Annotated in this window: 25 protein-coding genes and 1 tRNA gene; 8 read left to right on the top strand and 18 right to left on the bottom strand. The window is 72.7% G+C overall.

Annotation, left to right across the window (positions count from 1 at the left end):
• The first annotated feature begins 128 nt into the window (after positions 1–128).
• Positions 129–554 carry a hypothetical protein gene (locus AC1DXT_RS08545; RefSeq protein ID WP_477060932.1) on the top strand — a complete coding sequence of 142 codons (426 nt, stop codon included), beginning with the start codon at positions 129–131 and terminating at the stop codon, positions 552–554.
• A 124-nt stretch (positions 555–678) separates the two neighbouring features.
• Complete coding sequence (locus AC1DXT_RS08540; protein ID WP_477060931.1) at positions 679–1,356, top strand: Crp/Fnr family transcriptional regulator; 678 nt, start codon at positions 679–681, stop codon at positions 1,354–1,356.
• A 38-nt stretch (positions 1,357–1,394) separates the two neighbouring features.
• On the opposite strand, the gene AC1DXT_RS08535 is transcribed toward AC1DXT_RS08540, so the two are convergent.
• The 3 genes from AC1DXT_RS08535 to AC1DXT_RS08525 are packed head-to-tail and all read right to left on the bottom strand — an operon-like array spanning position 1,395 to position 2,381.
• Positions 1,395–1,889, bottom strand: coding sequence for a RidA family protein (locus tag AC1DXT_RS08535; RefSeq protein WP_477060930.1), 495 nt, complete (start codon positions 1,887–1,889; stop codon positions 1,395–1,397).
• Positions 1,889–2,047, bottom strand: a complete 159-nt coding sequence (locus AC1DXT_RS08530; RefSeq protein WP_146925896.1) for a DUF4177 domain-containing protein — start codon at positions 2,045–2,047, stop codon at positions 1,889–1,891. Before AC1DXT_RS08530 ends, AC1DXT_RS08535 begins: the two co-directional genes overlap by 1 nt.
• Positions 2,048–2,087: 40 nt before the next feature.
• Positions 2,088–2,381 carry a WhiB family transcriptional regulator gene (locus AC1DXT_RS08525; RefSeq protein WP_421743119.1) on the bottom strand — a complete coding sequence of 98 codons (294 nt, stop codon included), beginning with the start codon at positions 2,379–2,381 and terminating at the stop codon, positions 2,088–2,090.
• A gap of 244 nt (positions 2,382–2,625) precedes the next feature.
• On the opposite strand from AC1DXT_RS08525, the gene AC1DXT_RS08520 reads away from it, so the two are divergent.
• The 3 genes from AC1DXT_RS08520 to AC1DXT_RS08510 all read left to right on the top strand — a co-directional run bounded on the left by AC1DXT_RS08520 (position 2,626) and on the right by AC1DXT_RS08510 (position 6,133).
• Positions 2,626–5,061, top strand: coding sequence for a transglycosylase domain-containing protein (locus AC1DXT_RS08520; RefSeq protein WP_477060929.1), 2,436 nt, complete (start codon positions 2,626–2,628; stop codon positions 5,059–5,061).
• On the top strand, positions 5,061–6,011 hold the full coding sequence (locus AC1DXT_RS08515; protein WP_477060928.1) for a metallophosphoesterase: 951 nt from the start codon (positions 5,061–5,063) through the stop codon (positions 6,009–6,011). Before AC1DXT_RS08520 ends, AC1DXT_RS08515 begins: the two co-directional genes overlap by 1 nt.
• 48 nt (positions 6,012–6,059) lie before the next feature.
• Positions 6,060–6,133, top strand: a tRNA-Pro gene (locus tag AC1DXT_RS08510).
• Between the two features lie 57 nt (positions 6,134–6,190).
• On the opposite strand, the gene AC1DXT_RS08505 is transcribed toward AC1DXT_RS08510, so the two are convergent.
• The 11 genes from AC1DXT_RS08505 to AC1DXT_RS08455 all read right to left on the bottom strand — a co-directional run bounded on the left by AC1DXT_RS08505 (position 6,191) and on the right by AC1DXT_RS08455 (position 19,039).
• Positions 6,191–7,054 carry a DUF4097 family beta strand repeat-containing protein gene (locus tag AC1DXT_RS08505; protein ID WP_477060927.1) on the bottom strand — a complete coding sequence of 288 codons (864 nt, stop codon included), beginning with the start codon at positions 7,052–7,054 and terminating at the stop codon, positions 6,191–6,193.
• A complete protein-coding gene (locus AC1DXT_RS08500; RefSeq protein WP_477060926.1) occupies positions 7,051–7,719 on the bottom strand; it encodes a response regulator in 669 nt (222 codons plus the stop codon). Before AC1DXT_RS08500 ends, AC1DXT_RS08505 begins: the two co-directional genes overlap by 4 nt.
• Positions 7,707–9,047: a sensor histidine kinase gene (locus tag AC1DXT_RS08495; protein ID WP_477060925.1), complete on the bottom strand. Its 1,341-nt coding sequence runs from the start codon at positions 9,045–9,047 to the stop codon at positions 7,707–7,709. Before AC1DXT_RS08495 ends, AC1DXT_RS08500 begins: the two co-directional genes overlap by 13 nt.
• Positions 9,048–9,177: 130 nt before the next feature.
• On the bottom strand, positions 9,178–12,456 hold the full coding sequence (locus AC1DXT_RS08490) for a glycoside hydrolase family 48 protein (RefSeq protein ID WP_477060924.1): 3,279 nt from the start codon (positions 12,454–12,456) through the stop codon (positions 9,178–9,180).
• A 246-nt stretch (positions 12,457–12,702) separates the two neighbouring features.
• Complete coding sequence (locus AC1DXT_RS08485) at positions 12,703–13,464, bottom strand: ABC transporter permease (protein WP_477060923.1); 762 nt, start codon at positions 13,462–13,464, stop codon at positions 12,703–12,705.
• Positions 13,461–14,363, bottom strand: a complete 903-nt coding sequence (locus AC1DXT_RS08480) for an ABC transporter ATP-binding protein (RefSeq protein ID WP_477060922.1) — start codon at positions 14,361–14,363, stop codon at positions 13,461–13,463. The genes AC1DXT_RS08485 and AC1DXT_RS08480 overlap by 4 nt, the downstream gene beginning before the upstream one ends.
• A gap of 69 nt (positions 14,364–14,432) precedes the next feature.
• On the bottom strand, positions 14,433–15,173 hold the full coding sequence (locus tag AC1DXT_RS08475; protein ID WP_477060921.1) for a hypothetical protein: 741 nt from the start codon (positions 15,171–15,173) through the stop codon (positions 14,433–14,435).
• Positions 15,170–16,069 (bottom strand): ATP-binding cassette domain-containing protein, encoded by a 900-nt coding sequence (locus AC1DXT_RS08470; protein WP_477060920.1) that lies wholly within the window; start codon positions 16,067–16,069, stop codon positions 15,170–15,172. Before AC1DXT_RS08470 ends, AC1DXT_RS08475 begins: the two co-directional genes overlap by 4 nt.
• Positions 16,066–16,425 (bottom strand): GntR family transcriptional regulator, encoded by a 360-nt coding sequence (locus AC1DXT_RS08465; RefSeq protein ID WP_477060919.1) that lies wholly within the window; start codon positions 16,423–16,425, stop codon positions 16,066–16,068. The genes AC1DXT_RS08470 and AC1DXT_RS08465 overlap by 4 nt, the downstream gene beginning before the upstream one ends.
• A 285-nt stretch (positions 16,426–16,710) precedes the next feature.
• Entirely contained in the window at positions 16,711–17,760 is a 1,050-nt protein-coding gene (locus tag AC1DXT_RS08460) for an aspartate-semialdehyde dehydrogenase (RefSeq protein ID WP_477060918.1), read from the bottom strand.
• Positions 17,761–17,764: 4 nt separating this feature from the next.
• Positions 17,765–19,039, bottom strand: a complete 1,275-nt coding sequence (locus AC1DXT_RS08455) for an aspartate kinase (protein ID WP_477060917.1) — start codon at positions 19,037–19,039, stop codon at positions 17,765–17,767.
• A 172-nt stretch (positions 19,040–19,211) separates the two neighbouring features.
• Here AC1DXT_RS08455 and AC1DXT_RS08450 point away from each other — a divergent pair, with 172 nt between their 5' ends.
• The 3 genes from AC1DXT_RS08450 to AC1DXT_RS08440 are packed head-to-tail and all read left to right on the top strand — an operon-like array spanning position 19,212 to position 22,445.
• Positions 19,212–20,195: an ABC transporter ATP-binding protein gene (locus AC1DXT_RS08450; RefSeq protein ID WP_477060916.1), complete on the top strand. Its 984-nt coding sequence runs from the start codon at positions 19,212–19,214 to the stop codon at positions 20,193–20,195.
• Entirely contained in the window at positions 20,192–21,325 is a 1,134-nt protein-coding gene (locus tag AC1DXT_RS08445) for an ABC transporter permease (protein ID WP_477060915.1), read from the top strand. The genes AC1DXT_RS08450 and AC1DXT_RS08445 overlap by 4 nt, the downstream gene beginning before the upstream one ends.
• Positions 21,326–21,380: 55 nt before the next feature.
• Positions 21,381–22,445 (top strand): hypothetical protein, encoded by a 1,065-nt coding sequence (locus AC1DXT_RS08440; protein ID WP_477060914.1) that lies wholly within the window; start codon positions 21,381–21,383, stop codon positions 22,443–22,445.
• A gap of 76 nt (positions 22,446–22,521) precedes the next feature.
• Here AC1DXT_RS08440 and AC1DXT_RS08435 read toward each other — a convergent pair whose 3' ends face one another.
• The 4 genes from AC1DXT_RS08435 to AC1DXT_RS08420 are packed head-to-tail and all read right to left on the bottom strand — an operon-like array spanning position 22,522 to position 26,391.
• Complete coding sequence (locus tag AC1DXT_RS08435; protein ID WP_477060913.1) at positions 22,522–23,088, bottom strand: DUF5063 domain-containing protein; 567 nt, start codon at positions 23,086–23,088, stop codon at positions 22,522–22,524.
• Between the two features lie 12 nt (positions 23,089–23,100).
• Positions 23,101–23,700 (bottom strand): recombination mediator RecR, encoded by a 600-nt coding sequence (gene recR / locus AC1DXT_RS08430; RefSeq protein WP_056087653.1) that lies wholly within the window; start codon positions 23,698–23,700, stop codon positions 23,101–23,103.
• A gap of 10 nt (positions 23,701–23,710) precedes the next feature.
• Positions 23,711–24,139, bottom strand: a complete 429-nt coding sequence (locus tag AC1DXT_RS08425) for a VOC family protein (RefSeq protein ID WP_477060912.1) — start codon at positions 24,137–24,139, stop codon at positions 23,711–23,713.
• Positions 24,136–26,391 carry a DNA polymerase III subunit gamma and tau gene (locus tag AC1DXT_RS08420; protein ID WP_477060911.1) on the bottom strand — a complete coding sequence of 752 codons (2,256 nt, stop codon included), beginning with the start codon at positions 26,389–26,391 and terminating at the stop codon, positions 24,136–24,138. Before AC1DXT_RS08420 ends, AC1DXT_RS08425 begins: the two co-directional genes overlap by 4 nt.
• Between the last annotated feature and the right edge of the window lie 18 nt (positions 26,392–26,409).

Raw genomic sequence — 26,409 nt, 5'->3', positions numbered from 1 at the left:
CTCCTGTGCTGCTCCCATGGGGTGATTCGGCGGCGCACCAGGGGACCTGCGCTCAAGGTCGTCCCGTACCGGGCCGAAACGAGACAACGAGCCTGTCCGACGTATCCGTCTGAGGAGGACCTGTCCGCATGACGCCCCCGGTCGAGCAACGGGTCCGCGATCTCCGCCTCGACCGGCGCGCGCTGCGTGCGGAGCACGCCCGGGTCACCTGGTGGCGCCGGCTGGTGCGGGCCCGCCTGGACCTGGCGGTCGCCCAGGCCGCCCGCCCCCAGACGCTCGGTGAGGACGTCGCGTTCCAGCTCCCGCTCGAGGTCGGCCTCGACGTCCCGCGCCCGGCGGCGCTCGCCGCGGTGCTCGCCGATGCCGGGACCGACGGCGTCAGTGCCGACGTGGGCCGCCTGCACGAGCTCCGCGCCCTGGACGAACAGCTCTCGGCGTACGCCGCTGGTGTCGAGGCCGCCCTGACCCGCGCCACCGACCGCCTCATCACTCGGCTCGCGGTCGATCCCGGCGTGGTCGTCGCCGGCCTTCGGGAGCCCTTGGGCCGCGGATGACGCCCACCATGGGGCAGACTGAGAGCCGCGCAGGCCGCTGACCAGCAGTCGGTGCATCTGGACCCAAGGTGAACGATGCCGCGACCGGGACGATCCGGGCAGCGGCCAGAGAGGTGAGGTCCCCGTGGAGGACGACATCGTGCTGTCGGCGCCGCTGTTCGCCGGGCTCGACCAGGAGTCGTCGGAGGCGCTCGTCGCGTCGATGAAGCCGATCGACATCGCCCGTGGCGACGCACTGTTCCACGAGGGCGAGCCCGGCGACCGGCTCTACATCGTGCGCGAGGGCAAGATCAAGCTCGGTCGACGCTCCAACGACGGACGCGAGAACCTCCTGGCCGTCCTCGGCCCGGGCGAGATGTTCGGCGAGCTCAGCCTCTTCGACCCGGGCCCCCGTACCGCGACCGCGACCGTCGTCGCCGACGCGGTGGTGCTCGAGCTCGGCCACGGCGACCTCATCCGCTGGCTCCAGGACAAGCCCACGGTGGCGCCGCACCTGCTCCAGGCGCTCGCCCGCCGGCTGCGCCGCACCAACGAGGCGCTCGCCGACCTGGTCTTCTCGGACGTCCCCGGTCGCGTCGCCAAGGCGCTCCTGGACCTGTCGACCCGCTTCGGCGAGAAGGTCGACGAGGGCATCCGCGTGGCGCACGACCTGACGCAGGAGGAGCTGGCGCAGCTCGTCGGCGCGTCGCGCGAGACCGTGAACAAGGCGCTCGCCGACTTCGCGGCGCGCGGCTGGGTGCGCCGCGAGGGCCGCGCGGTGGTGCTGCTCGACGTGGAGCGGCTGGAGCGCAGGGCGCGCTGAGCGCGCTGAGCGCAGGAGGTCAGCGCGCTGAGCAGGCGTCAAGCCAGCTCGACGACGATCTCCACCTCGACCGGCGAGTCCATCGGCAGCACGGCCACGCCGACGGCCGAGCGCGCGTGCACCCCGGCGTCCCCGAGCACGGCGTGCAGCAGCAGGCTCGCGCCGTTGAGGACCGCGGGCTGACCGGTGAACGCCGGGTCGCTGGCCACGAAGCCGACGACCTTGACCACGCGGACGATGCGGTCGAGCGCGTCGGCGCCGTGCGGACCACCCTCGGCGGCCACCACCGCGGCGACGGCCGCGAGCGCGTTGAGCGCGGACGTCCGGGCGTGCCCGGCGGCGTCTTCCGGGGTGATCAGGCCGGCACCGACGCCGACCTTGCCGGTCGCGGGCAGGGCCCCCGCCACGAACGGCAGCTGCCCGCTGGTGTAGACGTACGACCCGGACCGCACCGCCGGAACGTACGCGGCGAGCGGCAGAGCCACCTCGGGGAGCTCGAGACCGAGCTCGGCGAGGCGCGCGGCGGCGCCCATCAGGACTCCTTGGGCCGCTTGAGGTAGGCCACGAGGCCTGCGTCGGGGCCCTGGATCACCTGCACGAGCTCCCACCCGTCGGCGCCCCACTGATCGAGGATCGCCTTGGTGGCGTGAATGATGAGCGGAATCGTCGCGTACTCCCACTGCGTAGCCATGCGGCTCACCCTAGGGCCACGCGCCGGTGTCGGAGCGCTCTCACGAACCGTCCACGGCGTCCGACCCCACCAGCTCGGTCCGCCAGGACCGCACCTCCGGGCGGCGCCGGAGCAGGGCCCGGCGCTCGCGCTCCGTCATGCCGCCCCAGACCCCGAAGTCCATGCGGTTGTCGAGCGCGTCCGCCAGGCAGGCGAGCCGCACGGGGCAGCTGGTGCACACCGCGCGGGCCTCCCGCTGGGCGGCACCCTCGACGAACAGCGCGTCGGGCGCGAGCTTGCCCTTGCCGCATGCCGCGAGCGCGGTCCAGTGCGTGTCCTGCACGAGTGTGGTCACGCATCCTCCCGAGCACGCCGACGGGGCGTGCCGTGGCAACCGCACCCGAGTCCTGCCGGGAAACTAGCGCTCCGACGACCACTCTGGCGAGACTCCGTTCGGGTCATTCCGTCAGATGGACGCTTGACCGGGTCGGAGCGGGTGCAGTCACGAGCGTCGAGGGCATGTGCAGGTCCCGTGCAGGTCGGGGGCGTCGGGCCCGATCCGTGGCGGCCCTGACAGGGGCGCCTACTACCCTGACGGCATGCCGAACCCTGCGCGCCAGCGCGGCCGACAGGTCAACGTCTTCCAGGCGTTGGCCCTCCTGCTCACCTTCGCGCTCGTCGCGGGCGTGGGCGGGGTGCTCGCCGCCGGTCTCGTCCTGCCCGGAGTCGCGGTCGCCAACGGCGTCACCGACCTGACGGTCACCGCGTTCGACGACCTCCCGACCGAGCTCGACGAGGGCACCCTTCCGGAGAAGTCGGTCATCAAGGCCGCGGACGGCACGCTGCTGGCGACGTTCTACCAGCAGAACCGCGTCGTGGTGCCGCTCACCGAGATCTCGCCGCTGCTCCAGCACGCCGTGATCGCCACCGAGGACAAGCGGTTCTACCAGCACGCGGGCGTCGACCCCACCGGGATGCTCCGCGCGTTCGTGCAGAACCAGGCGAACGACGGCGGTCAGCAGGGCGCCTCGACGCTCACCCAGCAGTACATCAAGAACGTCCTCATCGACGCAGCCCTGGCCAAGGAGACGAAGGCCGAGCAGCTCGAGGCGATCCAGGCGGCACGCGAGGCCGACGGGACCGAGGGGTACGCGCGCAAGCTGCGGGAGGCCAAGCTCGCCATCGCGCTCGAGAAGCGGCTCACGAAGGACCAGATCCTCGAGAAGTACCTGAACATCGCACCGTTCGGCGCCTCGGTCTACGGCGCCGAGTCGGCCGCGCAGTACTACTTCTCCAAGCCTGCCAAGGACCTGAACTACCTCGAGGCCGCCACGATCGCGGGCGTCACGCAGAGCCCGACCAAGTGGGACCCGGTGCTGAACCCCGAGGCCTCGCAGGAGCGGCGCAACCGCGTGCTCAAGCTCATGTACGAGCAGAAGTTCATCACCCAGGCCGAGTACGAGGCCGGCCGCGCCACCCCGCTGGCGGACACGCTCCACCCCTCGCCGCTCAAGCAGGGGTGCATGTCCGCAGGCGACGTGGTGCCCGGCTCCGGCTACTTCTGCGACTACGTCACCAAGGTCATCAGCAACGACCAGGCGTTCGGTGCGACCAAGGCCGAACGCATCAAGCGTCTCTACCGTGGTGGCCTCACGATCACCACGACGCTGCAGCCTGCCGAGCAGGCCATCGCCGACGCCGAGGTCAAGAACGGCATCCCCGTCGACGACCCCTCGGGCGTCGCCAGCTCGATCGTCGTCGTCGAGCCCGGCACCGGGAAGATCACCGCGATGGCGCAGAACCGCCTCTACACCGCGGTGGCCGAGCACGGGGACCGCGAGACGCCGGTCAACTTCAACACCGACAACGCCTACGGCGGCGCGTCGGGCTTCCCGCCCGGCTCGACGTTCAAGCCGTTCACGCTCCTCGAGTGGCTCAAGCAGGGGCACAGCCTCAACGAGACCGTCGACGGCAGCGTCCGGCCCCTGAACCAGAACATGTTCACCTCCTGCGGCGCCAAGGGCCGCAACGAGAAGTGGACGCCCGGTAACGCCGAGGGCAACGGCAAGACGATGACCGTGATGGACGCGACCAAGAACTCGGTCAACCTCGCGTACCTGACCATGGCCATGCAGCTCGACCTCTGCAGCATCATGGACGGCGCCGCGCAGATCGGGATCCACAAGGCCGGCGGCAAGTCGGGCGAGGGCAACGCGGACCCGTACCCCGCCAACGTGATCGGGAGCAACTCGATCGCCCCGCTGTCGATGGCCGCCGCGTTCGCCGCGTTCGCCGCCAACGGCACGTACTGCGCGCCCATCGCCATCACCAGCGTCGTCGACGCCGACGGTGTCGAGCTGCAGGTCCCGAGCGCCGGCTGCAGCCCGGTCATCGACCCCAAGTACACGAGCGCCCTGACGTACGCGCTGCGCAACGTCTGGCAGGGCACGGCCGACGGTGTCACGCCGCCGCCGTTCCCGACCGCCGGCAAGACCGGGACCACCAGCCACAACGAGCACACCTGGTTCGTGGGCTACTCGCCGCTGCGCGCCGCCGCGGTGTGGGTCGGCTACTCCGACGGCATGCGGCCGGTGCAGAACATCACCATCAACGGCAAGAAGATCAGGTACACGTACGGCGCGACCATCGCCGCCCCGACGTGGAGCAGGTTCATGACGCAGGCGCTCGCGGGTGCCGCCAACCCCGACTTCGCGGCACCCGGCGACAAGGAGGTGTTCGGCGAGAAGGTGGCCGTGCCGTCCGTCATCGGGCTCGGTGAGGCGGACGCGCGCAACAAGCTCTCCGCCGCTGGGTTCCGCGCGTCGATCGCTCCCGCGCAGGTGCCCTCCGCGCTCCCGGCCGGGGCGGTCGTGTCGCAGAGCCCGTCCGGCACCGCCGTGCGGGGCTCGTACGTGCAGCTGACCCTGTCCAACGGGCAGCCGCCCGTGGCACCGGTCGACCCGAACCAGCCGGGCGGTCCGGGTCAGGGTGGCAATCCTGGGAACGGTGGCGGCGGCGGCCGAGGCAACCCGTAGTGGGTGCCACGACGACCACGCTCGCCCGCACCGCCGGCGCCGTCGCCCTGGCCGGTGCGGGCGCGCTCGCGTACGCCTCGCTGATCGAGGTCCGCTGGTACACGCTGCGCGAGGTCACCATCCCGGTGCTGCCGGCCGGCCAGGACCCGCTGCGCATCCTGCACGTCTCCGACCTGCACCTGACCCCCGGCCAGCGCAAGAAGGTCGAATGGGTGCGCGACCTGGCGTCGCTGGACCCGCACCTCGTGGTGAACACCGGCGACAACTGGGCGCACCTCGACGCGATGCCGGCCCTGCTCGAGGCGCTGGAGCCGCACCTCGCGGTGCCCGGCGCGTTCGTGCTCGGGTCCAACGACTACGTGGCGCCGATGCCCAAGAACCCCGCGCGCTACCTGCTCCCGGACGCCCGCTCCGCCCCGCCCGCCCGCCCGGCCGAGCTGCCCTGGCGCGAGCTCACCGCCCGTTTCCGGTCAGCGGGGTGGATCGACCTCACCAACCGCCGGGACGTGCTCAAGGTCGACGGCCGCGTGCTGTCGCTCGTGGGCACCGACGACGCGCACCTCGACCGCGACCGCTTCCCGGCGGCCGGCGGTGACGACGACGCCCGCACCGGGTCGACCCCCGTGGACCTGCACCTGGGCGTCACGCACGCGCCGTACCGACGCGTCCTGGACCAGCTGCACGCGGACGACGTCGATCTGGCGATCGCCGGGCACACGCACGGCGGCCAGCTCGCCCTGCCCTTCTGGGGCGCCCTGGTGACCAACTGCGACCTGGACACCCGCCGCGCCAAGGGCCTGCACGGCTGGCCCGGTCCGCGTCCCGACCAGCCGGGGGGTGCGGGCTCCACGTGGATGCACGTGTCCGCGGGGCTCGGCACGTCGCCGTACGCGCCCGTCCGGTTCGCGTGCCGGCCGGAAGCGACGCTCCTCACGCTCGTCGCTGCGTGATCCGGTTTCGTCGCACGGGTGGTCGTCGGCTATCCTTGCCAGGCTCCACGGGGTGTGGCGCAGCTTGGTAGCGCGCTTCGTTCGGGACGAAGAGGTCGTGGGTTCGAATCCCGCCACCCCGACAGACGAGAAAGGCCCCTGATCAGCAGATCCGCTGATCAGGGGCCTTTCTCGTGCGCTCAGCCGCGTGGTCGCAGGTAGGCCGCGTGACCGTCGGCGACGCGGATCCGCACGTGGGTGGAGGAGGTGGGGTCCACCAACCCCTCGACCGTCTGGCCGCCGTCGGCCGTGGAGATGTCGAGAGCGACCGCCTTCCCCGTCCCGTACACCGTGACGTCCCCGTCGCTCGCGTGCGCGTCGACGTCGCCGCGGACGCCCGAGATCTCGGTGCGACCGTCGCTGGAGCGGGTGGTGGCGGAGCCGGCCACGTCCGAGACCGTGATCGCACCGTCCGCGGAGGACACCGACACGGAGCCGCTGACGTCGGCGACGTCGGTGCGGCCGTCCGCGGCGCGCACGGTGACGTCGCCGTCGATGTCGGAGACGTCGGTGTCGCCGTCGCTGGTGTGCACGTCGAGCGGGCCGCTCAGCCCGGTCGCGGTGACAGAGCCGTCCCGGGCGCGGACGATCACGGAGGTGCCGTCGGGGACGGTGACGTCGAGCGACGCCGAGCAGAAGCCGGGCCGCCACCAGTCGCAGAGGTACTGCACCCGCAGCTGGTCGGCCAGCTCGTCGACCGAGTAGTGCGCCCGGGTGAGTGCGGTGGTCGCGGTGCGCTCCACCTCGACGCGGTCGCCGCCGGTGGTCACGGTGATGTGGCCGTCGGCGACCAGCTCGACCACGGGCGCGGCCGCGTAGCTGGCAGTGTCCGACCGCGTCGTCGCGTCGTCGGACCCCAGCACCAGCAGGTCGACGGCGCTGAAGCCGGCGGAGACCAGCAGGAGGCCGCCGACGATCCCGCCGGTCCAGGTCAGGGCTCGTGCGCCGGGGCTGCGCGGGGTCGGACCCGCGGGGGCGGCCGGCCGCTCCAGGGTGGTGGTCATGGTCGTTCTCCGATCGTGGGTTCGTGCTCCAGCCAGCGCAGGACGGCGAGCACGCGGCGGTGGTCGTCGGCGGCCTGCGGGAGGTCGAGCTTGGTGAGGATGGAGGTCACGTGCTTCTCGACCGCCGGGAGCCCGACGACGAGACGGTCGGCGATGGCCGCGTTGGAGCGGCCCTCCGCCATGAGACCGAGCACGTCCCGCTCGCGCGGGGTGAGGGTCTCGAGGCCCGAACGCCGGGTCCGGGCGAGGATCTGGGCGACGACCTCGGGGTCGATCACGGTGCCGCCGGCGGCCACGCGGCCGAGCGCGTCGAGGAACTCGTCCACGTCGGCCACCCGGTCCTTGAGCACGTAGCCGAGGCCGCGCACGTCCCCCGCGAAGAGCTCGCGGGCGTACCGCTGCTCGACGTACTGCGACAGGACCAGGACGGGCAGCCTCTTGTGCAGGCTCCGCAGGTGCACCGCGGCCCGCAGGCCCTCGTCGGTGTGCGACGGAGGCATCCGGACGTCGGTGACCAGCACGTCGGGGAGCTCGTCGTCGGGCCCGAGGGCGGCGACGACCTCGTCGGCGGTGGTGTAGCCGGTGACCCGGTGCCCCTCCGCCTCGAGCAGCCTGGTCAGGCCGTCGAGCAGGAGGACGGAGTCCTCGGCGATCACGATGCGCACGGCACCTCCACGGTGAGTCGGGTGCCGGCTCCGGCCGGGCTGTCCAGGTCGAACGTGCCGTCGAGGGCGGCGACACGGCTGCGCAGTCCGTCGAGCCCGCTGCCGGGCGCCGCGGTCGCTCCCCCGCGGCCGTCGTCGGCGATGACGATCCGCAGGAGGGCGTCCGGGCTCACGGTGGCGGTGACCGTCACCTGCTGGGCGTCGGCGTGCTTGGCGGCGTTGGTGAGGGCCTCGGCGACCACGAAGTAGGCGGCGGCCTGTGCGGAGGTGCTGGCGCGGCTGAGCGCCGGTGGGTCGGGCACGTCGACGCGCACCGGGACCGGGCTGCGGGCGGCCAGTGCGGACAGGGCGGCGTCGAGCCCGCGGTCGGTGAGCACGGCGGGGTGGATGCCGCGGACCAGGTCCCGCAGCTCGGCGAGCGTCTCCTTGACCTCGCGGTGCGCGTGCTCGAGCGCCGCGGCGGCCTCGGGGTCGCTCGACACCTTGCGTCGGGCGGTGCCCAGCTCGACGCCGAGCGCGACCAGCCGCTGCTGCGCGCCGTCGTGCAGGTCGCGCTCGATGCGGCGGCGCTCCTCGTCGGCGGCACCCACCGCGGCCGTGCGGGTCTCGGTCAGCTGGACCGCCCGCCCCTCGGCCTGGGCGGCCCTGGCCTGCGCCTGCCGCGCCGCCTCGAGCGCCTCGGCCCGTGCGGAGGCGCCCAGCAGGGACCGTCCGGTGCGCAGGATCGCGAGGGACCCGGCCTGGGCGGCCAGAGCCGCGATCCAGGCGCAGGCGAGCGCCGCCGGGACCATGAGGACCAGCGGGAAGGGTGGATGGGTGAGCCCGTTCGTCGCGGCGACCACCGGGTAGACCAGGCCGCCGAGCGCGAACCCCCCGGCGACCGTGACGACGACGCTCTGGACCGTGAGGAGCAGGCCCGCGACCACCACGTAGGCCGAGTGCGCCCAGGTGCGACTGTCGGACAGGATCGCCCACCACGAGGCCCAGACCCCGTCACGCCGCGGGTAGGTGGGCGCCGAGATCTCGACCGCCAGCTGGGCCTGCAGCCGCGTCCGCTCGAGCTGCGCGAACGGCCGGCCCGCCCACAGGGTGGCGACGAACATCGGGATGCCGATCAGGACCGCGACCAGGGACAGGGACACGGACAGGGCGACTGCGAGCCCGATCGCCGCGATCAGGAGGACGACGGAGCCGACGACGAGCTGCGAGATCCCCCGCCACGTCGCGACCGACACGGGGGCCGCGGCCAGGGCGCGGAGGTCGGTGAACGCGGGGGCGACGACGCGCAGGTCGTCGGACACGCTGCCCGGGGACGTCGGTGAGGTCATGACAGTGACGCTAGGGGTCCGGAGCGATCGGCTGACAGCCTGACCACCCACCAGCACGCGGTGGGGTTTCCCCTACCCCGCGCAGGACGGGCCGGCCCTCCCAGTGAGGACCGGCCCGTCCGTCACGCGACTAGCCGAGGGTGCAGGTGGCGCCGTTCAGCGTGAACGCCGTCGGGTTGGTGTTGGTCCCCGTGTGGGAGCCGTTGAACCCGATGTCGGTGCTCTGGCCGGCACCGAGGGTGCCGTTCCAGGCGGCGTTCTTGGCGGTGACCGCCGTGCCGGACTGCGACCAGTCGGCACTCCAGCCCTGGGTGACCTTCTGGCCGTTGGCGAACGAGAACCCGAGGGTCCAGCCGTTCAGGGCCGTGGAGCCGGTGTTGGTCACCTTGACGGAGGCCGTGAAGCCCGTGTTCCAGCTGCTGGCGGTGTACGCCACCTTGCAGGAGCTGGTCGTCGTCGGGGACTTCGTGGTGACCGAGAGGGCCGAGGACGCGGCGGAGACGTTGCCCGCGTTGTCCCGTGCCCGGACGGTGTACTGGTACGCCGTCGCCGCCGTGAGGCCGCTGTCGGAGTACGACGCCGCGGTCGGCGTGCCGACCTTGGTGGTCCCCCGGTAGACGTCGTACCCGGCGAGGCCCGAGCCACCCGTGTCCGTGGACGCGGTCCAGGTGAGGGCGACGCTGGTCTCCGTGACGGTCGTCGCGACGAGGCCCGCAGGCACCGACGGGGCGATGGTGTCCGTCGTGGTGGCCGGCAGCGTGGTCACCGAGAGCGCGCTCGACGCCGCGGAGATGTTCCCCGCCACGTCTCGCGAGCGCACGGTGTACGAGTACGCCGTCGCCGCGGTGAGGCCGGTGTCGGAGTACGACGTCGTCGTGGTGGAGCCGACCTTCGTCGTGCCCCGGTAGACGTCGTACCCGGCGACGCCGGAGCCGCCCGAGTTGTCGGTCGACGCCGCCCAGCTCAGCGTGAGGCTGTTCTGGGTGACCGCGCTCGCGGCGAGGCCCGTGGGGACGCTCGGCGCGACCGTGTCGGTCGGCGTGGCCTTGGTGGTGACGCTGAGCGCCGAGGACGCCGCCGACACGTTGCCGGCCACGTCCTTCGCCCGGACCGTGTACGAGTACGCGGTGGATGCCGTCAGGCCGGTGTCCGTGTACGACGTGGTGGTCGAGGAGCCGACCAGCGCGCCGCCCCGGTACACGTCGTACCCGGCGACGCCGGAGCCGCCGGTGTTGTCCGTCGAGGCCGTCCACGAGATCGTGGCCGACGTCGCGGTGGTGGTGCCGACGAGCAGACCGGTCGGGACGCTCGGGGCGACCGTGTCGGTCGGGGTCGGCGTCGAGAACAGCCGGTCGTAGTCGGCCATGGCACCGGCGACGGCCGTCTGGGCCCAGAACCGGTGGAAGCTGAACGTCGGCGCGGCGCCGCCGTCCAGGTACGCCTGGACCTTGGACCACTGGGGGTCCTGCTTGTACCAAGAGCGGATGTCCAGGAACGAGACGCCCGGCTTGATGGCGTCACCGTTGGGCATGGTGCCGGTCCAGCCGACGGGGATGTAGACCCCGTTGCCGCCCGCGACGTAGGTGTCGTCGAACCGGCCGAAGTCGGTGCGGGTCTCCGGCGCCGAGACGCCCAGCGGGTCCTGGTTCGAGGCCCAGATGGCGTCGAGCAGGGCCTTGACCTTGGTCTGGATGGCCGTGTTGCCGGACTTGGCGGCGTAGAACAGGAGCGTCCGGGCGGTGTCGCCGGCGACGCCGACGTCCTGGCCGCTGCTCTTGACGACGACCTTGAGACCCGAGTTGGAACCCGGGCTCGCGGCGTTCCAGGTGTCCGGCTTGCCGGTCCAGGTCAGCTCCGAGGGGACGGACCACGTGGAGCCCGAGACCGTGATGTTGGCCGCGGCCCACGGGGCCCACTTGTCGAGGATCGCCTTGGCCTGCGCGTTGCCCGACGCGTAGTACAGCTCCGCGACGCGCTGCATGCCCCACGCCTGCATGCCGAACCACTGGTTCGACGGCGGGTCGTTGTAGACCGGGGCCTCGGTGTAGCCCATGCCGTAGAAGGTCGGCGTCCCGGCCGGGGGCGTCGCGTACGCGCCGTCCCAGCTGTTGGTCGCGCCACCGGCGATGCCGCCCTCAGGGGCCTGCAGCCACTTGTAGAACTCGAGCTGGCGGGTCAGCGAGCTGGCCCAGTCCGACTTGGCCGTCGGCGACTTCGGCGTCAGGGCCGCGTCGGTGGACAGCACCCAGGCCGCGAGCGGGTTCTGGTAACCGAAGTGCGCGTGCGAGGACCCGATGCGCCAGGCCCAGCCGGCCGACGAGTCGAGCGCGCCGCCCCAGGCGTAGTACCAGGAGAGCAGGCCGTGCGCGCTCTCCTTGCCGGAGCCGGCCGGGCAGGACGGCGAGGTGCAGCCGACCGCCTTGAAGTACTTGTCGAACAGCGCGTAGCGCAGGTAGTCGCCCATCTTGGCGGCCTTGGCCACCGTGCCGGCGACCTGCGCCTGCTTGCCCTGCGCGGTCGCCCACTGGTTGGCCCAGTAGACGGCCTCGATCGCACGCGCGTCGGCGTCGGGGGCGTTGGTGTACTTCCACTGCTTGGCGTACGAGGCGTCCTTGGTGAACAGGTCCAGGTAGCCGTTCGTGCCGCCGTACTTGAACTCCTCGCACGACGGCTGCGGGACGGTCTCCCAGACCGACTCCTGCGGGCCGCGCTGGAAGGTGTTGATGTAGGAGGTGCCGGTGGCTGTCGGGCCGAGCTCGCAGCCCGCCCCCGGCGTGGCGCCGAACCCGTACTTGTTGTCGACGTCTGCGAGCCAGTGCATGCCGTACACGTCGGAGTTGCCGTAGGTGGCCTTCAGCTCCGCGCCGATCGGGTCCTTGCCCGACGTCACGCCGCTGTTCAGCTGCGACGGGTAGCTGCTCGGGTGGTTGAACTCCGAGGCGTACGTCGCCGGGCTGTTCGGGTTGTAGAACGAGTTGGTGGGCTGGTCCGCGCTCGTCGGGATCATGTACTTCTCGAGCGTGTCCCACGAGTGGTTGAACGGAGCCCAGTCCTCGGTGACCTGGCCGTACAGCGCCTCGAGCCAGACCCAGTAGGAGTACGCCTCCGACGTCGTCTCGTGCCCGTAGTCGGGCGCCTCGACGATGAGGGTCTCGACGGAGTGGTACGGGATGCCCTGCGCGCTGAAGTACCCGTTGGCCGGGTCCTTGAGCTTGTCGTACATGGTGAGGAACCGCTGGGTGTACTCGCCGTCGGCCACGGCGGCCTTGACGGGCGCAGCGGCCGGCACCGAGACGGTGGCCGGGCCGGCGGCCATGGCGGGCTGGATCCCGCAGATGGCCAGCAGCGATGCTGCGCTCAGGGTGGCCGTGGCCACCCAGGCAGCTCGCCGTCGGGTCGATGAGGACATCTACTCGTACCTTTCTGGCTGTCGGGCGCGCCCCCGCGTCGTCGCGGGTACGCCCCGCGCCCCGCACGCAGGCGCGCGTGGGCGGTGACGGAGGTGCACGGAGGAACTGGCCGACGGTGCCGGGACGGCCCGCAACGGTGCGGGCCTCCGGGCAGACGGCGGCCGGGTCGGCGCCCACTTTCCGGCGGTGCACAGCCAGCGTCCAGACTCCTAAACGATTCGAGTGGGAGCGCGACCACATGGTCCTCACGACCACCGGAAGAAGCGCGCCGCCACCGGCACCCCGACGGCCGTCCAGGCGGCCATGACCAGCAGCGACGCGGTGGGGAACGGCTGGCCGTACCAGGCCGCGGCGAGCGCCTCGCTGCCGGCACCGAGAGGCGTGTAGCCGGCGATCGTCTGGATCGCGTCGGGCATCAGGGGCAGGGGCAGCCAGACCCCCGCGAAGAACAGCGAGGCGAAGTACACGGTCATCCCCCACCCGGTGGCAGCGGCGGCGGTCGGTGCCAGTGCCGCGATCACCGCGCCGACCGCGAACGCCGACAGCACGGTGAGCACCAGGGCGAGGAGCAGGACGAGTGGCTGGGCCGGCGCGCTCACGCCCACCACCGTGGCGCCGAGCACGTACATGAGTGCGGCGGCCACCACGAGAGCGCCCAGGTTCACCAGCAACTGCGCGACGAGGATCCGCGACGGCGGCACGGGCGTGGTCGACAACCGCTTGAGCACGCCGCGGGCGCGGTAGCCAGCGACCGTCGTCGGGAAGGTGGACAGGGCCACGGTGGCGACCGCGAGCGCGAGGACGGTCGGGGCGTAGCCGGTGATGCCGTTGATCTGCGACAGGACCGGGTCCTTGTCGTCGAACGGCAGGTCCGCCCACGGCATCACGAGCCCGAGGACGGTGAGCAGGACGGCCGGGAACAGCAGCGCGAAGAACGCCCCCGACGGCTCCCGGACGAACAGCCGGGACTCGACGACGGTCAACCGGGTCAGTGCGGTGGTGCTCATGATCGGACCTCCACGGGAGTCGTGAGTGCTACGAAGGCGTCCTCCAGCGAGCTCTGCTCGAGGCGCAGGTTCTCGGGGCGGATGCCGTGGCGGGCCAGCGCGACGAGGACGTCCTGCACGACGTTGTCGTGGCCGCGGACCTCGAGCTCCCCTCCCCGCTGGGTCATTGCGCCCAGTCCGTCGAGGAGCCCGGGCGGCACCGGCGCGGACGGGCGGAACCGCAGCACCTGCTCGGCTGTCGCCCGCGCCACCAGCTCCGTCGGCGTCCCGGTCGCGACCACCCGGCCGGCGTCGATGAGCGCGATCCGGTCGCACAGCCGCTCGGCCTCCTCCATCAGGTGCGTGACCAGCACGATCGTCACGCCGCGGTCACGGATCCGCTCGACCACCTCCCACGTGTCGCGGCGCGCGTGCGGGTCGAGCCCGGTGGTGAGCTCGTCGAGGATGGCGACCTGCGGGTTGCCGACGAGGGCGAGCGCGACCGAGAGCCGCTGCTTCTGACCCCCCGACAGCTGCTCGAACCGCGCACCGGCCCGGTCGGTCAGCCCGAGCTCGTCGAGCAGCTGCGCCGGGTCCGCGGGGTCCGGGTAGAACGACGCGTACAGGTCGAGGGCCTCGCGGACCACCAGCTTCGGCTGCAGCTGGCTCTCCTGGAGCTGGAGGCCGACGACCTGCCGGAGGCTCTCCCGGTCCTTCTGCGGATCCAGTCCGAGGACTCGGACCGTGCCGGAGTCGGCGTGACGCAGCCCGCCGATGATCTCGACGGTGGTGGTCTTGCCGGCCCCGTTGCGGCCCAGCACGCCGAAGATCTCGCCGCGGTGGACCTCGAGGCTGACGTCGTCCACGGCGACCGTGCCGCCGTAGCGCTTGTGCAGGTGCTCGACCTGGATGACGGGCATGGCGGGCTCCTTCAGGGTGCGGGGTGCCGCGGGAACGGCCGACGGCCGTTCCCGGAACGACGGGTCGTGTCAGGAGGTGCGGTTGGGCACGGCCGCACCGCGCGTGAGGCGGTCGAACGCGACCGCCATGAGGCCCGCGATCAGCAGGGTCACCGCGGCGCCCACGAGGAGCGGCTGGTCGCCGCCGAACCACGCGGACGTCGAGAACGGACCGGCGTCCTGTGCGAGCAGGGCCGAGACCAGCAGGATCGGGCCGGCGGTCAGCGGCAGCGCGAGGGTCCCCCACCAGCCGCCGAGCCGCTGGTAGGACATGCCAACCAGCAGCCCGGACACGTAGGCGACGAGGAACAGCAGCGCAGAGCTGACGAACAGCGTCGCGACGTCGGTGCTGTCGGGCGAGAACCCTTCGACGATCCGCCACTGCCACCCGAACGCGTCGAACACGGCGCGCTCGACGACCAGCAGCCCGGCGAACACGACCCCGTAGACGAGGGCCAGGCCGGAGGCGGCGAGCAGCGACCCGCGCGCGAGGCTGCGCCGGGTCAGCCCGGCCGCGACGTGGACCGGCAGGTAGGCGGCGGTGATCGCGATGAGCACGGAGAACGGGAACCAGATCGCGCCCTGCCGAGCGAACGCCATGACGCTGTTGTTGACCTCGCCCACCTGGTTGATCACCACGAGCGCCCCGGCCACGACGACGATCGCCATGCCCCAGGCCCATGCGGCCAGGTACAGGTTCATCCAGAGCAGCCACGTCGCGGTGGCACGCACGGAGCTGCGGGTCGGGAGACGTGCCGCGTCGATGCTCATCGGGACTCCTCCGTGGTCGGGGCGCCGGCCGGACGGTCGGTCAGGTGGACGAACAGGTCCTGGAGCGCCACGGGTCCGAGCTCAAGCCCGTGCTGCCGGGCCAGGGCCGCGTCGTCGGGCCGCGCGCCGATGAGGGTCGCCTGGGCGGTGCGACCGAGCTGCTGCCGGGCGACCACGTCGCGCCCGACGACGAACGCGGTGACCGCGTCGGCCGGGCCGGTGACCGTCACGCCGCCTGCACGGAGAGTCTCCGCGTCGGACGCGGTCAGCACGGTCCCGCGGTCCAGCACCACGACGTCCTCGAGCAGCCGCTCGATCTCGCCGATCAGGTGGCTGGACAGCACGATCGTGCGCGGGTGCTCCACCCAGTCGGACAGCAGGGCGTCGTAGAACGCGTACCGCGAGGGGGCGTCCATGCCGAGGTGGACCTCGTCGAGCAGGGTCAGCGGGGTTCGGCTGGCCAGCCCGACCACCACACCGAACGCCGACCGCTTCCCCCGCGAGAGGCGGTCGGGCCGGCTGAGCGGGTCGAGCTCGAAGCGGTCCATCAGCGCGTCCGCCAGCTGCCGGGAGAAGAAGGGGCGGCGGTCCCCGAGGAACCGGAGCGTCTCCCTGAGCTTCTGGTCGTTGGCGACATCACCGCTCTCGCGCACCAGGCACGTCCCGGCCAGCACCCGCTCGTTCTCCCACGGGTCCTCCCCGTCGACGAGGACGCTGCCGGAGGTCCGACGGCGGAACGCCGCCAGCACCGACAGCGCAGTCGTCTTGCCCGAGCCGTTGCGGCCGAGCAGCCCGGTGATCACGCCCGGCCGGAGGCTGAACGACACCGCGTCGAGTGCGGTCGTCGAGCCGTAGCGGGCAGTGAGGTCGCGGACCTCGACGCCGAACCCGGTCATCGCTGGTCCCCCGTCGTCAGCCGCGCGACGATCTCGTCCGTCGTGATCCCCAGCACCCGCGCCTGCGCGAGCATCGGCTCGACGACGTCCGCGAAGAACGTGGCCCGGCGCTGCTCGAGCAGACGCTCCCGAGCGCCCTCCGCGACGAACATGCCGATGCCGCGGCGCTTGTAGAGGACGCCCTCGTCGACCAGCTCCGTGAACGCCTTGGCGGCCGTCGCGGGGTTGATCCGGAACGTCGTCGCGTACTGCGTGGTGGACATGACCTGCTCCTCCGCTCCGAGGGCTCCCGACAGGACGTCGGCGCGGATCTGGTCCGCGATCTGCACGTACAGGGGGTCACGACCGTCGAACACGGTGCACCTCCCGCCCGTTCAATGGTTCATTACATGACCAACTAACCACAGAACCCAACGCACGCACAAGAGCCAACGTCTGAGCATCTGGCTGCCAGAGCACCCACTTCCTCGGACGTCCGCAGATCCGGTCGCCGGGACGCCCGACCATGCGGACGCTGCGGTGGGGAGAGAGGGCAACGTCCGCAGGTTCGGTTGCCGGGACGCTCGGATGTGCGGACGCTGCGGGGTGGACGCGGCAACGCCCGCACCCGCGGCGGGGGCGGGCGTTGCCGTGGTGCTGCGTCAGACCGTGGTGAGGCGCTCCGCCGCGACCAGCTCGGCGATCTGGACCGCGTTCAGCGCGGCGCCCTTGCGGAGGTTGTCGTTGCTGATGAACAGCGCGAGACCGCGGCCGCCCTCGACGCCCTCGTCCTGGCGCAGCCGGCCGACGAACGACGGGTCCTGGCCGGCGGCCTGCAGCGGCGTCGGCACGTCGGTCAGCTGGACGCCGGGCGCGGTCGCCAGCAGCTCGGCAGCGCGCTCCGGCGACAGAGCGCGGTCGAACTCGGCGTTGATCGACAGCGAGTGGCCCGTGAACACCGGCACGCGCACGCAGGTGCCGGACACCAGCAGGCCGGGCAGGTCGAGGATCTTGCGCGACTCGTGCCGCAGCTTCTGCTCCTCGTCGGTCTCGAACGAGCCGTCGTCCACCAGGTTCCCGGCCAGCGGGATGACGTCGAACGCGATCGGCGCGACGTACTTGACCGGCGCGGGCAGCGTCACGGCCGACCCGTCGTGCACCAGCGCGAGGGTGTCCTGGGTGACCGCGGCGCGGATCTGGCTGTCCAGCTCGTCGGCCCCCGCGAGGCCCGACCCGGAGACCGCCTGGTACGTCGAGACGACGAGCCTGCGCAGGCCGGCCTCGTCGTGCAGGACCTTGAGCACCGGCATCGCGGCCATCGTGGTGCAGTTCGGGTTGGCGATGATGCCCTTGACGGCCCCCGCGAGCGCACCCGGGTTCACCTCGGACACGATGAGCGGGACCTCGGGGTCGCGACGCCACGCCGACGAGTTGTCGATGACCAGCGCACCAGCCGCGGCGAACCGCGGGGCGTGCACCTTCGAGGCCGCGCCGCCCGCGGAGAACAGGGCCACGTCGATGCCGGACAGGTCCTCGGTCTCGACGTCCTCGACCACGACGTCCGTGCCCTTCCACGGGAGCGTGGTGCCGGCCGAGCGCGCGGACGCGAAGTAGCGGATCGAGTCGACCGGGAAGTCGCGCTCGTCGAGCAGCCGTCGCATGACGCCGCCGACCTGGCCGGTGGCGCCGACCACCGCGATGTTCAGTCCCATGGCCCTACCGTCCCGTCCCGCCGTACACGACGGCCTCGTCTTCCGTGGAGTCCAGCTCGAACGCGGTGTGCACCGCGCGGACCGCCTCGTCGAGCGAGTCCGCGCGGGTCACCACGGAGATCCGGATCTCCGACGTCGAGATCATCTCGATGTTGATGCCGGCGTCCGACAGGGCTGCGAACAGCTTGGCGGAGACACCGGGGTGCGACTTCATGCCGGCGCCGATCAGCGACAGCTTGCCGATCGTGTCGTCGTACTGCAGCGACGCGAAGCCGATGTCGGGCTGGTGCTCGGTCAGCGCGGCCGTGCCGGCGGCACCGTCCGTGGCGGGCAGCGTGAAGGAGATGTCCGTCAGGCCCGTGGAGGCGACCGACACGTTCTGCACGATCATGTCGATGTTCACCCCCGCGCCGGCGACCACCTGGAAGATGCGGGCGGCCTTGCCGGGCACGTCGGGGACGCCGACGACCGTGATCTTGGCCTCGCTGCGGTCGTGCGCGACGCCGGCGATGATCGGCTGTTCCACAATCTCTCCTTCGGCAGCGGGCTGGTCCGTCACCAGGGTGCCCGTATGAGTGGTGAACGACGAGCGCACGTGGATCGGTACCCCGTACCGCCGGGCGTACTCGACGCAGCGCAGGACCAGCACCTTCGCCCCGCTGGCCGCGAGCTCGAGCATCTCGTCGTAGCTGACCCGGTCGAGCTTGCGGGCGTTCGGCACGATGCGCGGGTCCGCGGTGAACACGCCGTCGACGTCGGTGTAGATCTCGCAGACGTCGGCCTTGAGGGACGCCGCGAGCGCGACCGCCGTGGTGTCCGAGCCGCCGCGCCCGAGGGTGGTGACGTCGTTCGTGGTCGGGTTGACGCCCTGGAACCCGGCGACGATGGCCACCGACCCCTGCGCGAGCGTCTGCCGGATGCGGCTGGGCGTGACGTCGATGATCCGCGCCTTGCCGTACGACTCGTCCGTGATCACCCCGGCCTGCTGGCCGGTGAACGACTTGGCCTCGACGCCGAGGTTGTGGATCGCCATGGCCAGCAGCGACATGGAGATGCGCTCGCCGGCGGTCAGGAGGATGTCCATCTCGCGCTGCGGCGGCAGCGGGGTGACCTGCTGGGCGAGGTCGATGAGCTCGTCGGTGGTGTCGCCCATGGCGCTCACCACCACGACGACGTCGTGACCGGCGCGCTTCGCCTCGGCCACCCGCTTCGCGACGCGCTTGATGCTGGCGGCGTCGGCGACGGAGGAACCGCCGTACTTCTGCACGATCAAGGCCACGGGAGAGCTCTTTCGCGGGCTCGGACAGGACCGGGCGAGTGTACGGCCGTGCCCATCAGGTGGGCACTGAGTTTCAGATGGCGGATCACGGCCGCTCAGCCCTCCACAGCACCTGCACAGACGCCGCCTCCGAACGCTCCCCCGGGGCCGGGCCGAGGCCTAGGTTGGCGCCATGTCGAGCACCGTCGATGACGACACCATGACCGCACCGCCACCCGCGACGCCCCCGCCCGGAGCCGGCATCGAGGTGCGCGGTCTGCACCGGGCGTTCGGGCAGGTCAAGGCGCTGGACGGCGTCGACCTGACCGCGCGGGCGGGGGCGGTCACCGCGCTCGTCGGCCCCAACGGCTCCGGCAAGACGACGCTGCTCCTGGTGCTGGCGGGCCTGCTCGTCCCGGACGCCGGCTCCGTGACGGTGGCGGGGTACGACCCGATCGCCCACGGCCCGGCCGCCCGCGCGCGGACCGGGTGGATGCCCGACACGTTCGGCACGTGGGACTCCCTGACCGCCCGCGAGGTGCTGCTGACGTTCGCGGCCGCGTACCGGCTGTCTGCGGCCAGGGCCGCCGAGCGGGTCACCGAGCTGTTGGCCACCGTCCACCTCACCGAGTTCGCCGACCGTCCCGCGAGCGTCCTGTCCCGCGGCCAGAAGCAGCGCCTCGGCCTGGCCCGCGCCCTGGTGCACGACCCCGCGGTCCTGCTCCTCGACGAGCCCGCCAGCGGCCTCGACCCGCGCTCCCGCGTGGACCTGCGGATCCTCCTGCGCAGGCTCGCCGACGAGGGCCGCACGGTGCTGGTCTCCAGCCATGTCCTCTCCGAGCTCGACGAGATGGCCGACGACGCGGTCTTCCTCTCACGCGGCCGCACGGTGGTCCCCGACGCCGGTCCGGGCGGCGGCCGCTCCTGGCACGTCCGCGCGCTGTCGGTCGAGGCGCTCACGTCCTGGCTGACCAGCACCGGCGCGGCGTGGCGGCCCGACGAGGCGCCGGTCTCCCCCACCGGCTCCGGCGGCGTGCTGCTCGAGGTCGACGGTGAGGAGGGTGCCGCGCAGCTGATCCGCGACGCGGTCGCCGCCGGGGTCGCGCTCGTGTCCGTGGTGCCGGCCGGCGGGGCGCTCGAACAGGCCTATCTGACCCTCGAGGAGGACCGGCGATGACCATGTCCGAGGTCGAGCTCGAGCACGAGCCGTCGACGACGCCACCTCGCGCACCCCGTTCGGCCACCTGGGGGCTCACCTGGCACGGCGTCCGCACGGTCGCGGTCCTCGAGCTGCGGCAGCGCGTGCGCTCGACCCGGTGGATCGTCGCGCTGATCGTCTGGTTCGTCGTGGTCGGCGGTATCACGCTGCTCACGTCCGGGGCCATCTCGGCGATCACGGCGGGCGAGTCGTCCGTCGACCGGCCGACCAACGGCCCGCTGCTGTTCGGTGCCGTCACGTTCCTCGTGCTCGGCCTCGGCCTGCTGGTCACGCCGACCCTGGCCTCCACCGGCATCAACGGGGACCGCAACGCCGGCACGCTGGCGACCCTGCAGGTCACCCTGCTGACCCCGGCCGAGATCGCCGCCGGCAAGCTCCTCGCCGCCTGGGCCGCCGCCTGCGCGTTCCTGGTGGCCAGCCTGCCGTTCTTCGGGATCGCACTCGCCCTCGGCGGCACGCCCGGCACCGCGCTGCCGCGCGTCATCATCCTGGTCGCGGTCCTGCTGGCCGCGGTGTGCGGCATCGGCCTGGGGTTCTCCGCCCTCACCGCGCGCACGGCCGGCTCCACCGTGCTCACGTTCCTCACGGTCGCCGCGCTGACCCTGCTGACGCCGATCCTCTTCGGGCTCACCTACCCGTCGATCTCGCGCACCCAGACCGTCGAGGTGTCGACCGTCCCGCAGGACTGGACCGGTGAGGTCGACGCCGAGTGCGAGATCCGGCTCGAGGAGCGATCCGTCACCCACACGGAGCGCACCTGGTGGCTGCTGGGCCTCAACCCGTTCGTCGTGCTGGCGGACGGCGCGGGTACGACCGAGTACACGAGGTTCTCCGGCAACGTCAACGACCCGCTCGGTGCCATCCGGGACGGGGTCCGTGAGCTGCGTGCGGGCCCCACGATCCCGCTCGATGAGTGCTGGACCGACCAGACCTCGGTCGACGACAGGACCGAGACGGCCTCGCGCACGCCCGTCTGGCCGTGGGGGCTGGCCGTGTCCGTGCTGCTGGGCGCCGGCGGGTTCGTGGTCGCGGTCCGGCGGCTGCACGTGCCCACCCGCACGCTGGCTCGGGGGACGCGCGTCGCCTGAGCCGACCGGGTGACAGCTACGGTGCGCGACCCCGGCTCGCCCCTACGGTGTGCCGATGTCGAGCAACGGTCGGGTCTCCTGGGCGGGGTCGCGCGCCGTCGCGGCCACCCAGCTCCGGCACCGTCGTCGGACCACCCGATGGGTGCGCGCGCTGCTGGTCTGGTGCGGCGTGCTGGCCGGCGTCCTGCTCGTCGCGGTCGCTCTGCTGCCCTGGCTGCTGCCCTCCGTCACCAGCTACTCCGGCACCGCCGCCGGCCCGGGTTCGGTCGGCCAGGTCCTCGGGTTCGGCGAGCTCGAGGTGACGCCGGGACCGACGCTCTTCGCGGTCGTCACGTTCACGATGCTCGCCGGCGCCGTGGTCGCCGGCGCCACGCTCACCGCGACCGCACCCGCCGTGACGGCCGCACCGGCCGACCGGGCGCTGGGGACGTGGCTCGCCAGCTGGATCTGCACCTGCGGCCTCGTCGCCGCCGGCGTCCCGTTCCTGGTCCTGACGCTGGTCGCCGGTGGTGGACCCCCGAGCGCGGTCGTCCGCGTGACGCTGGTGGTCGCGCTGCTCGCCGCGGGGGTCTGTGGCGTCGCGGAGGGTCTGGCCACCGCCGGGCGCGCGCCGACGCGGGTGGTGCGCATGACGGTCGGTGCCGTCCTGGCGGTGACGCTGGTGACGCCGGTGCTCGTCGCGATCGCAAACCCCCTGGTCACGACGACCGGTCCGGTGCAGGTCTACACCGTGCTCCCGTCGTCGCCGGCCAACACCGACAACCCCACCTGCGGGTACGAGCCGGCCGTCCGGCGGATCGCGCACACCGAGCGCTCCTGGTGGGTGCAGGTGGTCAACCCGGTCGTCCTGGTGGCCGACGCCGCGGGCACCCCGGACCCGGGACCGATGAGGCGCAGCGCGGTGGCGTGGCCCATCGACCCGCTCGACGGGATCCGCCGGGGCGCGCGCCTGCTGCGGGCCGGATCACCCCTGCAGCTGGACGAGTGCGCCAGCATCGTCTCCGACGAGCACATCGAGCAGTCCGTCGCCACGGGGCCGTTCTGGGGTTGGGGTGTGGCGTTCTGGACGATCCTGGGCGCCGTCGGCGTCGTGCTCGCCGCGCGTCGACAGCCTGCCTGAGACCGCCCGGCCGGGTCAGGGCTGCAGGGCGTCGTACTCCGCCTCGGCGACCGTGCCCCTACGTCGCCTGGACCGGTTACGGCTGTAGCGCGTCGTACTCCGCCTCGGCCGCGACGTCGTCCTCCACGTCCAGCCGCAGGTGCGCCAGCATCGTCTGCAGGGTGCGCAGCACGCTCGACGCGCGCTCGCCCCAGTCGGACAGATACGAGAACTGCCACCACCAGAGGGCTTCGAGCACGCCGCCGGTCTCGTAGTGCCGCAGGCCCTGGGCCAGCGCCCCGGCGATCGCGACGAGGTCGCCGGACACGCTCGCCGGCTGGACGTCGACGCCCAGCAGCGGGTCGACCACCTCGGCGTACTCGTCGATGCCCTCGAACACGTTGGCCAGGTTGGCCCGCAGGGGCTCGACGTCCGGGTCGGGGCCGAGGTCAGGCTCGAAGCGCTCCGAGGGGACCACGTCCGTCGTGGCACCCAGCCGCGCGCCCGCCGCGAGCACGTCGCTGACCGCGAGCAGCAGCAGCGGCAGGGACGCGTCCGGGTTGGCGCCCGAGGCGACCTCGGTGATGGTGGTCAGGTAGCTGCGGGTCTCAGCCGCGACCGCCTGGGCGATCTCGCGAAGATCGGCGTCTGCCGTGGTGCTCATGTGCCCGCTCCCCTACGCGCTGATCCGTCGTCGGCCCTCGAACGCGCGGCCGAGGGTGACCTCGTCCGCGTACTCCAGGTCCCCGCCGACCGGCAGGCCCGACGCCAACCGGCTGACCGTCAGGCCCATGGGGACCAGCAGTCTCGCCAGGTAGGTGGCCGTGGCCTCGCCCTCGACGTTGGGGTCCGTGGCCAGGATGACCTCGGTGACGGTGCCGTCCGCGAGCCGCGTCATCAGACCGGCGATGCGCAGGTCGTCGGGGCCGACGCCCGCGATCGGGTTGATGGCCCCGCCGAGCACGTGGTACTTGCCGCGGAACTCGCGGGTGCGTTCGATGGCGACGACGTCCTTGGGCTCCTCGACGACGCAGATGGTCACCGGCGAGCGGCGCGGGTCGCGGCAGATGCGGCACTGCGGCTCCTGCGCGACGTTCCCGCAGATCTCGCAGAACCGGACCCGCAGCTTCACCTCGGTGAGCGCGTCCGACAGCCGGCGGACGTCCGCCGGATCGGCCGAGAGGATGTGGAACGCGATGCGCTGGGCGCTCTTGGGACCGACCCCGGGCAGTCGCCCGAGCTCGTCGATCAGGTCCTGGACCGCGCCTTCGTACACGCCTGCCAGCCTACGGGGTCGGTGGGGTCCCGCCGTCGGACGCCACCAGCTCCACCTCGAACCCCTGGGCGTCCTCGAGGTAGGCCGCGTAGTGCTGCGGACCGCCCGCGAAGGGGTGCCGGTCCGCGAACAGCAGCGACCAGCCGTGCGCGGGGGCGGCCTGGACGAGCGCGTCCACGTCCGCGCGCGAGCCGCCCCAGAGGGCCAGGTGGTTCAGGCCGGGTCGGAGCCGGTCGTGCGGGGCCGACGCCACGTCCGGACCGGACTCGAGCACCACGTAGGGCCCCGTGTCCCGTCCCCAGCTGACGCCGTCGGGCCACCGGTCGCGCACCTCGTAGCCCAGCCGCGACAGCAGCCAGCCCCAGCTCCACTCCGCCGCGCTCAGGTCACCCACCCAGATCTCCAGGTGGTGCAACGCACCGGGCGACGCGTCGGTCACGACGAGCCGTCGTCCAGCTGCTCGTCGATGACCGTGCCGCCGAGCATCTGCGCGACCAGCGGCGCGCCCATCAGGCTGGACGAGGTGATGTCCGGGTCGTCCGGCGAGGGGTCGTCCGGCACGCCGGGCACCATCCGCGACGCCGACTCGCGTGCCGCGGCCATACCGCGCTCGCGAGCGGTGCCGGCAGGTGGCAGGGCGATGTCCTGCGGCGGGGCGCCCGGGGTGGCCGGTTCGCCGGGCTCGTCGTCCGGGGGCTCGGGCATCGGGGGCTCGTCGTCCCACGATGCCGCCGCCTCGGCCGGGGTCACCGCGCGCGGGTTGGCGCGGTCGTCGGGTGCGGGTCGCGTCGTGGCCGGTGCCGCCGGAGCGGCGCTCACCTGCTCCGCGAGGATGCCCTCGACCCGCACGTCGAACCCGAGCGTCTCCCGCACGGCCCGGGCGACGACATCCGCGTGCGCGCCGTTGCGGAACGTGGTGGCGAGGGCCGGGTTGTCGAAGGCCACCCGCAGCGTGGTCGCGTCGAGCTCGGCGACCTGGGCGTTCCGCGGGTCGATGAGCGCCCACGTGACGCGGCGCAGGCCCTTGACCGTCTCCAGGACCTCCGGCCAGCGGCGGCGGAGGACCTCGGTGTCCGGTCCGCCGGAGGAGGCGCGGGCGGGGGCCGGTGCAGGTGCGGGTTCCGGTGCCGTCGGAGGGGCTGGGGCCGGCTCGGGGGTCGCGACCTGCTCGGGCTCGACGGGCTCGACGACAGCCGTGGGCGGCGCGGGATCCCACGGCGGGCCGTCGTCGGCGTCGCTGGTCGGCGACTCGGCCGGCACCTCCGTCGGCTCCGGGGCAACCGTCGGTCGAGGCGACTCGGTCGGTGCGGCAACGGGTGGCGGAAGCTGTGTCGGCACCGGCTCGGGACGCGGGCTCGTCCCCGCACTCGTGGGCGCGACAGCAGCCGCCTGCGGCGCGACGGCCACGGGTGCGACAGCAGGAACCGGCGGAGCGACGGCGATGGGTGGGGCGGCGGGGACCGGCAGCGCGGGAGCCTGCGGTCCGGCGACCGGCACGCGCACCCCCGCGGCGCCGTCGGCGGGCAGGCCGCGCTCCAGCCGGTCGAGCCGGGCACCGAGGCCCGAGCGGGTGTCCTCCGCCGCGGGCAGCAGCAGCCGCGCCATGAGCAGCTCGAGGTGCAGGCGGGGGGACGTCGCGCCGGTCATCTCGGTGAGCGCCGCGTTGCACAGGTCGGCGGACCGGGACAGCTCCGAGGCGCCCAGGTGGCGGGCCTGCAGGCGCATGCGGTCGAGCTGGTCGGTCGGGACGTCGCGCAGGGCGGCGTCCGCGGCGTCGCCGGAGGCCGCGATGACGATGAGGTCGCGCAGCCGTTCGAGCAGGTCCTCGACGAACCGCCGCGGCTCGTGGCCGGTGGAGATCACGCGGTCGACCACGCGGAACGCCGAGGCCCCGTCGCGGGCGGCGATCGCCTCGACCAGGTCGTCCAGCAGCGACGCCTGCGTGTACCCGAGCAGCGCGGCCGCGCCCTCGTACCCGACCTCACCGCCGCCGGAGCCGGCGATCAGCTGGTCCAGGACGGAGAGCGTGTCGCGCACCGAGCCACCGCCCGCGCGCACGACCAGCGGCAGCACGCCGGAGGCCACCGGCACGCCCTCGCTGTCGCAGAGCTGCTGCAGGTAGGGCACCAGCACGTCCGGCGGCACCAGGCGGAACGGGTAGTGGTGGGTGCGCGAGCGGATGGTGCCGATGACCTTGTCCGGCTCGGTCGTCGCGAAGATGAACTTGATGTGCGGCGGCGGCTCCTCGACGATCTTGAGCAGCGCGTTGAAGCCCTGGTTCGAGACCATGTGGGCCTCGTCGAGGATGAACACCTTGTAGCGGTCCCGCGCGGGCGCGAACGTGGCGCGCTCCCGCAGCTCGCGGGCATCGTCGACACCGCCGTGGCTGGCCGCATCGATCTCCACCACGTCGAGGCTGCCCGGTCCGCCGCGCGCCAGCTCGACGCACGACGGGCACACGCCGCAGGGGGTGTCGGTCGGGTTCTCCTCGGTGTTCTCCGCGCAGTTCAGGATGCGAGCGAGGATGCGCGCGGAGGTCGTCTTGCCGCAGCCGCGCGGGCCGGAGAACAGGTACGCGTGGTTGACCTGACCGCTGCGCAGCGCCTGCCGCAGGGGCGCGGTGACATGGTCCTGACCGATCACCTCGGCGAAGTTCTCGGGCCGGTACCGCCGGTACAGGGCTGTCGTCACGCCACGAACCCTAGACGC

Source organism: Cellulomonas sp. P1_G12_2 (assembly GCF_056405535.1).
Note: the sequence above shows the minus strand (reverse complement) of the source record. Positions and strands in the feature narration are given on the sequence as shown.

Coding starts and splice junctions, on each gene's coding strand:
- AC1DXT_RS08545 (WP_477060932.1), top strand. CDS start 129: ATGACGCCCCCGGTCGAGCAACGGGTCCGCGATCTCCGCCTCGACCGG.
- AC1DXT_RS08535 (WP_477060930.1), bottom strand. CDS start 1,889: ATGGGCGCCGCCGCGCGCCTCGCCGAGCTCGGTCTCGAGCTCCCCGAG.
- AC1DXT_RS08530 (WP_146925896.1), bottom strand. CDS start 2,047: ATGGCTACGCAGTGGGAGTACGCGACGATTCCGCTCATCATTCACGCC.
- AC1DXT_RS08520 (WP_477060929.1), top strand. CDS start 2,626: ATGCCGAACCCTGCGCGCCAGCGCGGCCGACAGGTCAACGTCTTCCAG.
- AC1DXT_RS08505 (WP_477060927.1), bottom strand. CDS start 7,054: ATGACCACCACCCTGGAGCGGCCGGCCGCCCCCGCGGGTCCGACCCCG.
- AC1DXT_RS08495 (WP_477060925.1), bottom strand. CDS start 9,047: ATGACCTCACCGACGTCCCCGGGCAGCGTGTCCGACGACCTGCGCGTC.
- AC1DXT_RS08490 (WP_477060924.1), bottom strand. CDS start 12,456: ATGTCCTCATCGACCCGACGGCGAGCTGCCTGGGTGGCCACGGCCACC.
- AC1DXT_RS08485 (WP_477060923.1), bottom strand. CDS start 13,464: ATGAGCACCACCGCACTGACCCGGTTGACCGTCGTCGAGTCCCGGCTG.
- AC1DXT_RS08480 (WP_477060922.1), bottom strand. CDS start 14,363: ATGCCCGTCATCCAGGTCGAGCACCTGCACAAGCGCTACGGCGGCACG.
- AC1DXT_RS08475 (WP_477060921.1), bottom strand. CDS start 15,173: ATGAGCATCGACGCGGCACGTCTCCCGACCCGCAGCTCCGTGCGTGCC.
- AC1DXT_RS08470 (WP_477060920.1), bottom strand. CDS start 16,069: ATGACCGGGTTCGGCGTCGAGGTCCGCGACCTCACTGCCCGCTACGGC.
- AC1DXT_RS08460 (WP_477060918.1), bottom strand. CDS start 17,760: ATGGGACTGAACATCGCGGTGGTCGGCGCCACCGGCCAGGTCGGCGGC.
- AC1DXT_RS08450 (WP_477060916.1), top strand. CDS start 19,212: ATGTCGAGCACCGTCGATGACGACACCATGACCGCACCGCCACCCGCG.
- AC1DXT_RS08445 (WP_477060915.1), top strand. CDS start 20,192: ATGACCATGTCCGAGGTCGAGCTCGAGCACGAGCCGTCGACGACGCCA.
- AC1DXT_RS08440 (WP_477060914.1), top strand. CDS start 21,381: ATGTCGAGCAACGGTCGGGTCTCCTGGGCGGGGTCGCGCGCCGTCGCG.
- AC1DXT_RS08435 (WP_477060913.1), bottom strand. CDS start 23,088: ATGAGCACCACGGCAGACGCCGATCTTCGCGAGATCGCCCAGGCGGTC.